Genomic DNA, 12,613 nt, shown 5'->3' with positions numbered 1-12,613 from the left:
GATGAGCCAGGCGGCGCAGAATCTGAACTGGTTGATCACCAACTTCGTGGACAACACCCCCGGGGTGTCCCACACCGTGGTGGTCTCCGCCGACGGACTCCTGCTGGCGATGTCTGAAGGGTTCCCGCGCGATCGGGCGGATCAACTGGCGGCGGTCGCCTCTGGTTTGACCTCGCTCACCGCAGGAGCGTCCAGGATCTTCGAAGGCGGCGCGGTCAACCAGACGGTGGTGGAGATGGAACGGGGCTTCCTCTTCCTCATGTCCATCTCCGACGGCTCCTCGCTTGCCGTGCTGGCCCATCCCGAGGCCGACATCGGTCTGGTGGGCTATGAGATGGCTCTGCTGGTGGATCGCGCCGGGAATGTCCTAACTCCGGACCTTCGCGCCGAACTTCAGGGGAGTCTTCTCAACTAATAGGCAGACAGTGCGTTTCACGCCACCGCACCATAGGGTGCGGTGGCGCACCCCCCACAGGGACAGGAACCGGCTTACTCGCGGTCGGAGGAGGAAACGTGGCAACACCCCCAGGCGGACGCCGTTATGACGGCGGTGTTCATCGGATGCCCGGAGAGCAGTCGCACAACCGCTACAACTTTCCTTCGACCCCGACCAGAGGGGACACCCCTCAGCCGTACCAGCAGCAGCCGTACCCCTCGCACGACCAGCAGCCGTACCCGCCCCAGGACCCACAGCAGTACGGCCACCAGCAGCAGCGGCCACCCGAGCCGCCGTCGCACCAGAACGCGCACAACCCGCTGGTGCGTCCGTACGCGATGACCGGTGGCAGAACCCGGCCGCGTTACCAGCTCGCCATCGAGGCGCTGGTCAGTACCACGGCAGATCCAGCGAGGCTGCAAGGGCAACTGCCCGAGCACCAGCGGATCTGCCGACTGTGCTTCGAGATCAAGTCCGTAGCCGAGATCTCGGCACTCCTCCATCTTCCTCTCGGTGTCGCCCGGATCCTCGTGGCCGACCTCGCCGAGGCGGGCATGGTGGCCATTCATCAACCCGGCGGCGACGAGGCCGTCGGCGGTCAGCCAGATGTGACACTGCTCGAAAGGGTGCTCAGTGGACTTCGCAAGCTCTAGCGGCGGTGCAGCCCGCTCAACCACCAGCGCGAAAATCGTGGTGGCGGGCGGATTCGGCGTGGGCAAGACCACGTTCGTCGGCGCCGTCTCGGAGATCAACCCGCTGCGTACCGAAGCCGTCATGACCAGCGCATCCGCAGGCATCGACGACCTCACCCACACCGGCGACAAAACCACCACCACCGTCGCCATGGACTTCGGCCGCATCACCCTCGACCAGGACCTCATCCTCTACCTCTTCGGAACCCCCGGACAGGACCGATTCTGGTTCATGTGGGACGACCTCGTCCGAGGAGCCATCGGAGCCGTCGTCCTCGTCGACACCCGCCGACTCGCCGACTGCTTCCCCGCCGTCGACTACTTCGAAAACAGCGGCCTCCCCTTCGTCATCGCCCTCAACGGCTTCGACGGACACCAGCCCTACAACCCCGAAGAAGTCCGCGAAGCACTCCAAATCGGCCCCGACACCCCCATCATCACCACCGACGCACGCCACCGCGCCGACGCCAAAAGCGCCCTCATCACCCTCGTCGAACACGCCCTCATGGCACGACTGCGCTAGACCGTTCCCTGAACGCGGTGGCTGCGCCCCGTGGACGCAGACGCAGCATATGAGCCCTCGTCCTCCATGCGGAGGCACGAGGGCTTCGTGCTGCCAGGGGCCAGGTGCGCCGGGCCGGGGAGCACCGTGGGTCCGGTTCGGGGCATACCGCTCGGCGCCGTACTGCCGTGAAAGGCGCGGCTGCCGGTCGCACCGGAGCACTTGCCCGCCCCGCTCACACGGCCAGCCCTGAGACAGCCCGCAACGGCCACCAGCGGCCCTTGTGGCACGACGTACGCGGGCACACCGACGTACGCAGGCACCTGGACGTACGCAGGAAGTGCCCGGGGCGGTCGCCGTCCGTGCACGACGAAAGCCGGCCCCGTCCACCTCTTCGAAGTGGACGGGGCCGGCTCGGCGTCGTGCGGCCCGTTTGCGGGCGCTTGGCTCAGCCCTGCCAACTGTGGGAGGGCTGGAAGCCGCGCTGACGCTCCAGGCGCCGCCAGCCGGCCGCCGTCGAGCGCTCCTGGAGCGGTGCGCTCTCGGGCTGAGAGGCTGCACGGGCCAGGAGGACCGCGGTGATCGCGGCCAGTTCCTCGGGGTCGCAGTGCCCCTTCTCGACCCGCAGCACGGAGGAAGAAGAACGGTTGCTGCTCATACTGATGTGGCTCCCATTTCTCCGCAGCATTACTGCGGGGGGTTGCCGTGCTTGCGGGACGGCAGGTCGGCGTGTTTGGTGCGGAGCATGGTGAGTGAGGAGATCAGTACCTGACGGGTTTCGGCGGGGTCGATCACATCGTCGACCAGTCCGCGTTCGGCCGCGTAGTACGGATGCATCAACTCGGACTTGTACTCCTTGACCATGCGGGTCCGCATGGCCTCGGGATCCTCCGCATCGGCGATCTGCCGACGGAAGATCACATTCGCGGCGCCCTCGGCACCCATCACCGCGATCTCGTTCGTCGGCCAGGCGAACGTCAGATCCGCACCGATCGACTGCGAATCCATCACAATATAAGCGCCGCCATACGCCTTCCGCAGAATCAAAGAAATCCGCGGCACCGTCGCATTGCAATACGCATACAACAACTTCGCCCCATGCCGGATGATGCCACCATGCTCCTGATCCACCCCCGGCAAGAACCCCGGCACATCCAACAGCGTCACAATCGGAATATTGAACGCATCACACATCTGAACAAACCGAGCCGCCTTCTCCGACGCCTCGATGTCCAACACCCCGGCCAACGACTGCGGCTGATTCGCCACAATCCCCACCACCTGGCCGTCCAACCGAGCCAACGCACAGATGATGTTCCGCGCCCACCGCTCATGGACCTCCAGGAAGTCCCCCTCGTCCACCAACTCCTCAATCACCCGATGCATGTCATACGGACGATTCCCATCCGCCGGCACCAGATCCAACAACACATCCGAGCGCCGATCCGCCGGATCATCCGACACCGCCAACGGCGGATTCTCCCGATTGTTCGACGGCAACATCGACAGGAGGTACCGCACCTCAGCGATACACGTCTCCTCATCGTCATACGCAAAATGCGCCACACCCGACGTCTCAGCGTGCACATCCGCACCACCGAGACCATTCTGCGTAATCTCCTCCCCCGTCACCGCCTTCACCACATCAGGACCCGTGATAAACATCTGCGACGTCTCACGCACCATAAACACAAAGTCCGTCAACGCCGGCGAATACGCCGCACCACCCGCACACGGACCCAACATCACCGAAATCTGCGGAATCACACCCGACGCCCGCGTATTCCGCTGAAAAATACCCCCATACCCAGCAAGCGCCGACACGCCCTCCTGAATACGCGCACCCGCACCATCATTCAACGACACCAACGGCGCACCCGCCGAAATCGCCATATCCATAATCTTATGAATCTTCGCCGCATGCGCCTCCCCCAACGCACCACCAAAGATCCGAAAATCATGCGCATACACAAACACGGTCCGACCCTCAACCGTGCCCCACCCCGTCACCACACCATCAGTGAACGGACGCTTCGCCTCCAACCCAAAACCAACCGCCCGATGCCGCCGCAACTGCTCCACTTCACGAAACGAACCCTCATCCACCAACAACGCGATCCGCTCACGCGCCGTCAACTTCCCCTTCGCATGCTGCGCCTCGGTCGCCCGATCACTCGGCCCCGCCACCGCCCGCGCCCGCAGGTCATGCAGCTCCGCCACCCGTCCACGGGTGTCGGCGGGCTCGCTGGAAGTCTCGTCCACAACGGTCATACATCGACCCTACGGACGCGACCAAGAAAACCATCCCGTTGACTCTGCACAGTCTCGCGACCGATCTCCTGTGAACCTCCCACAGAAGCATCCAGTACAGCGGCTCAACCACCAGCTCGGGACCACTGATCTTTGTGGAGTTTCCATAAAGTGTTCATGCGAGGGTCACAACACAGCGAAGCGTCTCGCCCTGATCGGTCCCGCTGAGCCGCAGCCTGAGCGAGCGTCCCGTACCACGTACCTCCACGCCTGGATCATGGTGCAGGACCTCCCGCACGGGGTGGTTCCAGCGGATGTCCAGGGCGGCGCCGGAGCGCTCCGGATCGCTGACGCACACGGTGGCGACCCGTCCGCGGCGAGCCGGCTCCGCCTGCTGTGGGGACCCGATCCGCACCAGGACGCTGGCGGGAGCGCTCGCGATCAGCGGGCCCACCGTACCGGGACGCCAGAAGTTCGCGGCCATCAGCCCGAGGGCCGGAACAGCCACCGCCTGCCGCGAGGCGTCGTTGGCGAGGATCCGCAGCCGGCGCCCCTCAGCCGCCCGGTTGGCGACCGCCCGCCGGGTCGCGCCCGGCATCAGCAGATAGGCGTACGTCGCATCGACCGGATCGATTCCATGGTCAAGCCAGAGCGTCTGGTAGTGGCGGGTCACCCGCTCGCTGGTGCTCATGGTGTTGATATCGCTCCAGGCCCCGGTGCGCTGCTCGCGCAGGGTGCGCAGTTCCCCCTCGGCGCCGAGCAGGACCCAACCGCCATGGCCCTCCAGATGCGCCCAGCGCCGACCACGGGTCAGCCGCGCGCCCCCAACCGCACCCAGCAGCCGGTTGTCCACGACCGTCTCCACGCGAACGCCGTCCCCACAGCTGATTCCGGCACCCAGACAGATCACGGCGTCATCCACGCAGAACCAGGACTTACGGGCTTCGAGCGTGGACCCGAGGCCGCGCAGATACTGACCGATCGCCGCGTACTCCCCGTCGGTGGTGCCGCCCACCCAACGGGCATCGGGACGGGGCTCGCCCCATTCGCCCCCCGCACGGTCGGCGAGCCGTCGGGTGGAGACGGTGGTGCCTGGCAGCCGGTACCAGTCGACCGTCGGCCAGAACCAGTCGGTGTACTGGTCCTGGCCGACCATTGACCGATCCGGCCACCAAGAGAGCATTCCGGCCCCGGTGTGCCAGCCGCGCGGGTTCTCCCCATTGCCGCATTCGTAGAACGAGATCCGGTTCGAGGCCATGGCGATGCAGGCGGCCCACCCCGGCCGTCGATGCACGGCGCGGTCCATGGCCGGAAAGAGTCGGTGCCCGACCGGCTCGGGCGCGACAGGGGACGGACCGCGGGCGATGGAGTGGAGCCGGGCGAGGTCGGCCACCTCGTACTGGGCGCTGGTGAGGATCGGTGTGGTGGTGTCCCGGGCGATCCAGCCCTTGATCCGTGCGTGCCACCGGTTCCGTTCCGGCTCGCTCGCGGCTTCGGCAAGCAGTGCCATGGCGCCGATCATCGCGTGCCCGTGGAAGTGGTCGCTGCGCATGGTCCGGCTGTCGTCGTGGCGCAGGTACCCACGGCTGATCGCCCGGCCGTTGACACTGTCCATCATCAGACCGTTGTGGATCAACGGGGCGTACGCGTGCTCCACACTGTCGAACACATGTCGGCGACGGGGGTCGACGATCGCCCAGGGGGAGCCTGCGAGCAGGACGAAGAGGCGCGCGAGACCGTCGAGTAGGACCTGTCCATAGGTGCCGGAGTAGGCGACCGAGGTGTGCTGTACGAACGATCCGTCGGGGTGGAGACCGTCACCGCTGGTCACCTGGGGGAAGACGGGTGACAACGCCTCGACGGCGAGGGTGATGCGCTGCGGGGCGGCGCCCAGGATGCCGCGGAGTGCGACCGATCGGCAGAGGTCGACACGGTTGGCGCCGGTGGAGGTGCCGCCGTAGGTGCGGAGCAGGGCATCGGGGATGAAGTGGTCGACGGCGGCGCAGGCCGCTCGGCGTTGCTCCTCGGTGAGGTGGTCATGGAGGACGGCGGTGAGGTCCATCAGATGGCGGGGAGCGCCGATCTGCCATTCCCACCAGTTTCCGTAGCGGGTGGTGCCGGGGTGGTAGACGGTGGTCGCGAGGTGGTCGAGGCCGCGCAGGACATCGGCGAGGGTGTCGGGGTCGTGGGTGTGCGCATGGGCCCGTGCCATGGTCCACAACCGGCTGTAGCTCTGGGTGATCCCGGCGGGTGGGTCGAAGGGGTGGTCGGGCCAGAGGGAGCGGGCGGTGGGGGCCATCGTGGCTCGTGCGGTTGCGGCGAGACGCACGGTACGGGCGATGCGGGAGGCGTACGGCTCCGCGGTCGGGTCGTATCCGGTGCCGAGACTGATCTCCAGCCAGCGTCTTCTGAGCTCGGTGAAGGGGTCGGCGCCCTGCGGGGCGGCGGACGCCGGTGCGGTCGAGGCCAGAGTGAGGGCGCCCGCACCGATACCGGTGAGGAAGGCCCGGCGGGATCCACGGGACGGAAGCAGCACGGCTACCTCTGGGGACGGGAGCGGTCGCGCCCCGGGTGGGGCGCGTCCACTCTTCCCGTCATGTCGCCTTCCGCCAAGGAAGTGCCGGACGTGTCCGTCAGGTCCGGAGGTGGTTGTAGACCGTGGCCCGGGAGACGCCCAGGATTCCTGCGAGGGTCCGTACGGCGTGTTTCACCTGGAGGAAGCCCTGTGCTTCGAGGGTGCGGACCAGTTCGCGCTTGTCGGCCGTGGTCAGGGCCTGGGGCGATCGGCCGCGGCGGGCGGCGAAGTCCTGCGCCACGCCGTGCAGTTCTTCGACGGTCCGGGCGCGGAGGGTCTCGTGGAGGGGGCGCTCGCCCTCGTCGGTGGCGATCAGCCGGCTGATGCCGTTGACGACACCGTCGAACACGGAGATGTCGAGGTTGAGGCAGATCGCTGCCACGTAGGCACCGGAGCTGTTCTTGATGCCAATGGAGGTGCTCTTGACGGCGCGGCCGTCGGGGAAGCGGTTGGGATAGTTCTGGACGACGGCCGGGAAGTCGGGGTCCTGGATGCGAGCGCGGCCCAGTTCGGTGGCGGGCTCCCCCACGGTCCGGCCGGAGAGGTTGTTCTCGATCGCGCGCAGGGAGTGGTCGGGGTCGCGCAGGTCGTGCAGGACCACCTCGCACAGTCCGGGGAACATCCGGCCGATCGCGGTGGTGATCTTCTCGGCCTCACGCAGCAGCAGTTCGTCCTCGACGGTCATGGTGCGTCGCTTCCGTCGAAGGTGTCCGCCAGGGCGGCGGGGGCCTTGAGCCCGGAGCCGGTGAGGATGACGACGGTGCGATCACCGGGCCGGATCAGACCGCGGGCGGCGAAGGTGCCGATTGCGGCGGCGGCGGTGGCGCTGGTCGGTTCCGCGTACAGGCCCTGTGCGGCGAGGCGCCGCAGGGCTGACTTGATGTCGTCCTCGGGGACGGTCGCCATGTCGCCGCCCGAGCCTCGGATGGCCCGCAGCACCTCGGGGAGGCGGACGGGGTGCGCGATGGCGGTTCCCTCGGCGATGGTCGGCGTCCACTGTCCGGGCACGGCGTGCTCCACGCCGGCTTGGAAGGCAGCGTGGAGGGGTGCGCAGTTGGCCGGTTGGGCGACGAGCAGTCGGGGCAGGCGCTCGATCTGTCCGGCGGCGAGCAGTTCACCGAAGCCCAGCGCACAGCCGAGCACGGTGCTGCCGGCTCCGGCCACGGTCACCACCTGGTCGGGTGCTTCGAAGCCGAGGTCTTCCCAGATCTCGTACGCGAGGGTCTTGGTCCCCTGGAGGAAGAGGGGGTGCCAGTTGTGGCTGGCGTAGCTGGTCTTGGCGGACAGGCGCAGTGCTTCGGCGGCGGTCGCCTCGCGGTCGCCGGGAACGAGCCGTACGTCCGCCCCGTACGCCCGGCTCTGGAGGATCTTGGCGGGTGAGGTGGCGGCGGGGACGAGGATGGTGGCCCGGATGCCTGCGGCGGCGCAGTAGGCGGAGACGGAGGCGCCGCCGTTGCCCGAACTGTCCTCGATGACGTCGGTGATGCCCTGTTGGGCGAGGAAGGAGACCATCACCGTGGTGCCGCGGTCCTTGAAGCTGCCGGTGGGGCTGAACCACTCCGCCTTGAAGGTGACCGGAACGCCGTCCCACTGCGCTTCGATCAGGGGGGTGCGGCCTTCGCCGAGCGAGACGGGGCGGGGGATGGCGACGGGAAGTGCTGCTCGATAGCGCCAGAGCGAGCGGACGTCGGTGTCGATGTCGTGACGGGTGATGCCGGGGAGCGGGGTCACCGACAGCGGGGTCCCGTTGTCGGCGCGCCAGCGTCGGCCGGTGAGGGGGTAGGTGTCGCCGGTTCGTTCGTCGAGATAGCGGGGAGGCGTCGGGTACCGATCCATGCTTGACAAGCTTTCTAACAATGGACATCTTGTCAAGCTCGCGATCTCGCCACACCCCTCGATCGCGAAAGAAGTTGAAACTTAAACGGAATTCGTCTACAGTCAATCTCGTTGAAGGTTTAACAACATCCCCCCTCAAGGAGAACATCATGGGTCTGTTCAACCGCAAGGCAGCCACCACCGCCACCGCCACCTCGACGGTGGACCCCGCACTGGCCGCATTGAGCGGTGAGTACACCCTCGACCCCGCCCACACCAGCATCGGTTTCACCGTGCGCCACGCGATGGTCACCAACGTCCGCGGCACCTTCACCGAGCACGAGGGCAACCTGGTCCTGAACGGCGACGACCCCGGCTCCTCCCGTGCCGTGATCGACGTCAAGATCGGCAGCATCGACACCGGCATCGCCGACCGTGACGGCCACCTGCGCAGCGGTGACTTCTTCGACGTCGAGCAGTTCCCCCTGATGAGCTTCCGCTCCACCAACGCCGAGCAGATCGGTGGCGACCAGTACCGGGTGACCGGCGATCTGACCATCAAGGACGTGACCCGCCCGCTGGCGATCGACCTGGAGTTCAACGGCGCCGCCAAGGACGTCTACGGCAACGAGCGCATCGGCTTCGAGGGCAGCGCCGAGATCCTGCGCTCCGAGTGGGGCCTGACCTGGAACGCCGCGCTGGAGACCGGTGGCGTCATGGTCAGCGACAAGGTCAAGCTGAACTTCGACATCTCCGCGATCAAGAACGCCTGACCCGCTGCCCGTCGAGGGCACCCAGAGCGCGCCCGTCCTGCCGTCCCCCCACGGCCGGGGCGGGCGCTCTGCATGGTGGGACCGGGCGGAACCGCAGGAGACCCTGGCCGACGGGCGTCAGAACCCGCCGCCGTCGAACCCGCCGCCTCCGCCACCGCCCCAGTCGCCGCCGCCGAAGTCCGAGGAATTGAAGTCGGCGCCCGAGAAATCGCCACCGGCCGCGCCTTCGAAGCCGTCCCCGCCGTACTCGGCGGCGTAGGCGGGCGAGGCGAGCATGCTGCCGAGCATCGTGCCCACGAGCAGTCCCGGCAGCAGACCGCCGCCGAAGTAGCCACCGGCCCACGGCCCGTACGCGGGGCCCGCCTCCCAGTACGGCCGGCGGCCGGTTTCGGTGTCGACCGTACGGGCGAGCGGGGCCTGTCCGTCGTCCAGACGAGCGGCGTCCGCCGCGCAGACCGGCACCTCGCGGGAGGCTCCCCCGGACGGAGTCCAGCTGCGATCGGCCGTCGACGGTCCGTGTCGGGGGTCGAAGAAGCAGGGTGGTCTGCGCTCGGGCAATGTACGACCGGTGCGTCGGGCATCGAGCACGGCCAGACTGAACCGGCCGTCGTCGAGGGCCCGGGTCACCGTGCGTACGTCCGAGGGGTGAGCGGCGCCGCCCATCCGTGACTTGGCCTGGTCATAGGCGTCCAGTGCCCGCTCGTAGTCGGCGCGCATCGTATCGTCGGCGCCCTTTTCCGAGGGGTGGAAGTCCAGCCGGTCCAGTTCCTCGCCGAAGGCCGTGATGTCCTCGTCCACGACCACCCGGAGCCGGTCGAGCGCTGCCTGCTCCTCGGCGGCCTTCTGGCGCTTGCGGCGGCGCACGACGGCATAGGCACCCGCGCCTCCAGCCGCCAGGAGCGTGCCGAAGGTGATCAGGGCACCGGTGTTGACGGAGGAGTCGTAGCCGTCGGCGCCCGTGCCGGTCGAGCCCCAGGAGGCGGGCGCGCTCCCCTTCATCTGCGGCAGGGCCTGGTCGACGAAGTTGTTCAACTGGGTCACCGTGTTGGCACCCGGAGGCGTCTTCACGGCCGTGACCAGGTTCTGGACCGCCTGATTCGACAGGACGGCACGGTCCGCGCCCGCGTTGAAGCCGTCGCCGAGCCGGATCGCGTAGAGACCGGTGATGCCCGTGTCCGTGCGGATCGCCGGGAGCACGGTGGCAGCCGGATAGTCGGAGCCGACCGGCAGTACGGCGACGAACAGCGGTTTGTCCGCATCCTTGATCTTCTTCGCCAGCGCGTCGGCGTCCTGCCTGGACAACTGGTCCGAGGCCCGCGGATCGACGTAGACGGGACCGTCCTGGAAAGCGTCGGCCACCGTTTCGGGGCCGGTGACCTGCATGCTCGTGGTCACGGCCGAGCTGGCCACCGAGTCGGCTCCGGTGGCCGCCTGCGCTCCCGGAGCCGTCCCAAGGGCGGCGGCCGAGAGCGCCAGCAGCAGACCGGACAGTGCGGAAAGCAGCCTGGTCCTCATCCTTCGACGCTACCTTGAAAGCAGCTGTTTCAGGACAAGTAGCGACATGCTGTTCCGTCTACCCCGCTCCCTCCGTCCACCCCAGCTGCCCCATGGGGCTTACTCGGCCGGTTCCACTCCTGCCCGCAGCAGACCGTAGGTGTACGCGTCCTCCAGGGCCTGCCAGGAAGCGGCGATGACATTGTTGGCGACGCCGACGGTGGCCCATTCGCCGGTACCGTCACCCGTGGTGATCAGCACCCGGGTGGTGGACTCGGTGCCGTGGCGGCCTTCGAGGATACGGACCTTGTAGTCCACCAGCTCCAGCTTGGCCAGCTGCGGATAGAACCGCTCCAGACCGACGCGCATCGCGCGGTCCAGTGCATTGACCGGTCCGTTGCCTTCCGCGGTGGTGACGATCCGCTCGCCCTTCACCCACAGCTTCACCGTGGCCTCGTTGGCGTGGGTCCCGTCCGGGCGGTTCTCCGAGATCGTGCGCCAGGACTCGGTGCGGAAGTAGCGGCGCGCCCTGCCCTCGGCCTCGGCCCTCAGCAGCAGCTCGAAGGAGGCGTCGGCGGCCTCGTACGTGTACCCCTGGAGCTCGCGCTCCTTGACCCGCTCGACGACCCTGCCGATCAGCTCACGATCACCGCCGAGGTCGACGCCCAGTTCCTTGCCCTTGAGCTCGATCGAGGCCCGGCCGGCCATGTCGGAGACGAGCATCCGCATGGTGTTGCCGACCATCTCGGGGTCGATGTGCTGATAGAGGTCAGGGTCGACCTTGATCGCGGAAGCGTGCAGCCCGGCCTTGTGCGCGAAGGCGGAAACACCCACATAGGGCTGGTGGGTGGAGGGGGCGAGGTTGACGACCTCGGCGATGGCGTGCGAGATCCGGGTCATCTCGGCGAGCGCTCCGCTGGGCAGCACCTTCATGCCGTACTTCAGCTCCAGCGCGGCGACCACGGGGAAGAGGTTGGCGTTGCCGACCCGCTCTCCGTATCCGTTGGCGGTGCACTGGACGTGCGTCGCGCCCGCATCGACGGCGGCGAGGCTGTTGGCCACCGCACAGCCGGTGTCGTCCTGGGCATGGATGCCCAGACGGGCACCGGTGTCGGCGAGCACGGTGGCGACGACGGCCTGGACCTGCGCGGGAAGCATCCCGCCGTTGGTGTCGCAGAGCACGACGACATCGGCCCCGGCCTCGGCGGCGGTCCGGACGACGGACTTGGCGTACTCGGGGTTGGCCCGGTAGCCGTCGAAGAAGTGCTCGCAGTCGACGAAGACCCGACGGCCTTGGGCGCAGAGGTAGGAGACGGTGTCGCGGACCATCTCCAGGTTCTCTTCGAGGGTGGTGCGCAGGGCCAGTTCCACATGCCGGTCATGTGCTTTGGCAACCAAGGTGATCACGGGTGCACCGGACTCAAGCAGGGCTCTGACCTGCGGGTCTTCAGCCGCCTTTCCACCGGCTCGGCGGGTGGCGCCGAAAGCCACCAGCTGGGCGTGTCGGAAGGTGATCTCCTGCTGGGCACGGGCGAAGAACTCCGTGTCACGCGGATTGGCACCGGGCCAGCCGCCCTCGATGAAGGCCACACCGAACTCGTCCAGATACCGGGCGATGGTCAGCTTGTCGGCAACGGTGAGGTTGATGCCCTCGCGCTGGGCACCGTCGCGGAGCGTCGTGTCGAAGACGTGAAAGGTGTCGTCGACGCGGAAGCCTGCGTCGGCCGCCGTACCGGTATCCGTGGGCTGTGGGGTCATGGCTGTGTTGCTCCTGTCGGATGAGTGGCTCCCGGAATGACTGGCTCCACTTGCCCCCATCTTCGCGCGCTGTCCGTTTTCGACCAGGGTTGGGGCCGGAAAACGAAAAAACCCCTCGCGGGTGCGAGAGGTTTGCGCGCGGGTCTGGGGCACGATGAGTGCGTCGCACGGGTGGTACGAGGCATTCACTGCGGACCGGCGCGCCTGCTGCCCATAATCATGGCGAACGAAAGCACGCGAGAAGTGTGCCACAGGGTCCGCCGCTGATGGTGAGTGGTCTCACCATGCGGGCACCGCGGCCATCGAGTGGACGGCGGT

At 67.6% G+C, this 12,613-nt stretch carries 11 protein-coding genes; 4 read left to right on the top strand and 7 right to left on the bottom strand.

Annotated features, from left to right (window positions below):
• Nucleotide 1: 1 nt before the first annotated feature.
• The 3 genes from OID54_RS27140 to OID54_RS27130 all read left to right on the top strand — a co-directional run bounded on the left by OID54_RS27140 (nucleotide 2) and on the right by OID54_RS27130 (nucleotide 1,651).
• Nucleotides 2-415, top strand: coding sequence for a roadblock/LC7 domain-containing protein (locus tag OID54_RS27140; protein ID WP_329027814.1), 414 nt, complete (start codon nucleotides 2-4; stop codon nucleotides 413-415).
• A 98-nt stretch (nucleotides 416-513) separates the two neighbouring features.
• Nucleotides 514-1,089: a DUF742 domain-containing protein gene (locus tag OID54_RS27135; RefSeq protein WP_329023650.1), complete on the top strand. Its 576-nt coding sequence runs from the start codon at nucleotides 514-516 to the stop codon at nucleotides 1,087-1,089.
• On the top strand, nucleotides 1,070-1,651 hold the full coding sequence (locus tag OID54_RS27130; RefSeq protein ID WP_050791473.1) for a GTP-binding protein: 582 nt from the start codon (nucleotides 1,070-1,072) through the stop codon (nucleotides 1,649-1,651). Before OID54_RS27135 ends, OID54_RS27130 begins: the two co-directional genes overlap by 20 nt.
• A gap of 427 nt (nucleotides 1,652-2,078) precedes the next feature.
• Here the strand turns inward: OID54_RS27130 and OID54_RS27125 are convergent, their stop codons facing one another.
• From OID54_RS27125 to OID54_RS27105, 5 genes are all read right to left on the bottom strand, one after another.
• Nucleotides 2,079-2,288 carry an acyl-CoA carboxylase subunit epsilon gene (locus tag OID54_RS27125; protein ID WP_329023649.1) on the bottom strand — a complete coding sequence of 70 codons (210 nt, stop codon included), beginning with the start codon at nucleotides 2,286-2,288 and terminating at the stop codon, nucleotides 2,079-2,081.
• Nucleotides 2,289-2,317: 29 nt separating this feature from the next.
• Entirely contained in the window at nucleotides 2,318-3,901 is a 1,584-nt protein-coding gene (locus OID54_RS27120; RefSeq protein WP_329023647.1) for an acyl-CoA carboxylase subunit beta, read from the bottom strand.
• Between the two features lie 154 nt (nucleotides 3,902-4,055).
• Nucleotides 4,056-6,416 carry a polysaccharide lyase 8 family protein gene (locus OID54_RS27115; protein WP_443055682.1) on the bottom strand — a complete coding sequence of 787 codons (2,361 nt, stop codon included), beginning with the start codon at nucleotides 6,414-6,416 and terminating at the stop codon, nucleotides 4,056-4,058.
• Between the two features lie 97 nt (nucleotides 6,417-6,513).
• The gene (locus tag OID54_RS27110) at nucleotides 6,514-7,140 is read right to left on the bottom strand and encodes a helix-turn-helix transcriptional regulator (protein WP_329023645.1); all 627 of its coding nucleotides are present in this window, start codon (nucleotides 7,138-7,140) and stop codon (nucleotides 6,514-6,516) included.
• Nucleotides 7,137-8,291, bottom strand: a complete 1,155-nt coding sequence (locus OID54_RS27105) for a threonine synthase (protein ID WP_329023643.1) — start codon at nucleotides 8,289-8,291, stop codon at nucleotides 7,137-7,139. Before OID54_RS27105 ends, OID54_RS27110 begins: the two co-directional genes overlap by 4 nt.
• 149 nt (nucleotides 8,292-8,440) lie before the next feature.
• On the opposite strand from OID54_RS27105, the gene OID54_RS27100 reads away from it, so the two are divergent.
• Complete coding sequence (locus OID54_RS27100; protein ID WP_329023641.1) at nucleotides 8,441-9,043, top strand: YceI family protein; 603 nt, start codon at nucleotides 8,441-8,443, stop codon at nucleotides 9,041-9,043.
• 117 nt (nucleotides 9,044-9,160) lie between these two features.
• Here the strand turns inward: OID54_RS27100 and OID54_RS27095 are convergent, their stop codons facing one another.
• Together OID54_RS27095 and cimA are read right to left on the bottom strand one after the other, a co-directional pair.
• Complete coding sequence (locus tag OID54_RS27095; protein ID WP_329023639.1) at nucleotides 9,161-10,558, bottom strand: hypothetical protein; 1,398 nt, start codon at nucleotides 10,556-10,558, stop codon at nucleotides 9,161-9,163.
• 99 nt (nucleotides 10,559-10,657) lie between these two features.
• Nucleotides 10,658-12,295, bottom strand: a complete 1,638-nt coding sequence (gene cimA, locus OID54_RS27090; protein ID WP_329023637.1) for a citramalate synthase — start codon at nucleotides 12,293-12,295, stop codon at nucleotides 10,658-10,660.
• Nucleotides 12,296-12,613: the final 318 nt, after the last annotated feature.

It is taken from the genome of Streptomyces sp. NBC_00690 (assembly GCF_036226685.1).
GTDB lineage: Bacteria > Actinomycetota > Actinomycetes > Streptomycetales > Streptomycetaceae > Streptomyces.
Note: the sequence above shows the minus strand (reverse complement) of the source record. Positions and strands in the feature narration are given on the sequence as shown.

What these genes read in the sequence shown, in the direction of transcription:
- OID54_RS27140 (WP_329027814.1), top strand. Translation starts at nt 2, where the DNA reads ATGAGCCAGGCGGCGCAGAATCTGAACTGGTTGATCACCAACTTCGTG.
- OID54_RS27125 (WP_329023649.1), bottom strand. Translation starts at nt 2,288, where the DNA reads ATGAGCAGCAACCGTTCTTCTTCCTCCGTGCTGCGGGTCGAGAAGGGG.
- OID54_RS27120 (WP_329023647.1), bottom strand. Translation starts at nt 3,901, where the DNA reads ATGACCGTTGTGGACGAGACTTCCAGCGAGCCCGCCGACACCCGTGGA.
- OID54_RS27110 (WP_329023645.1), bottom strand. Translation starts at nt 7,140, where the DNA reads ATGACCGTCGAGGACGAACTGCTGCTGCGTGAGGCCGAGAAGATCACC.
- OID54_RS27105 (WP_329023643.1), bottom strand. Translation starts at nt 8,291, where the DNA reads ATGGATCGGTACCCGACGCCTCCCCGCTATCTCGACGAACGAACCGGC.
- OID54_RS27100 (WP_329023641.1), top strand. Translation starts at nt 8,441, where the DNA reads ATGGGTCTGTTCAACCGCAAGGCAGCCACCACCGCCACCGCCACCTCG.
- OID54_RS27095 (WP_329023639.1), bottom strand. Translation starts at nt 10,558, where the DNA reads ATGAGGACCAGGCTGCTTTCCGCACTGTCCGGTCTGCTGCTGGCGCTC.
- cimA (WP_329023637.1), bottom strand. Translation starts at nt 12,295, where the DNA reads ATGACCCCACAGCCCACGGATACCGGTACGGCGGCCGACGCAGGCTTC.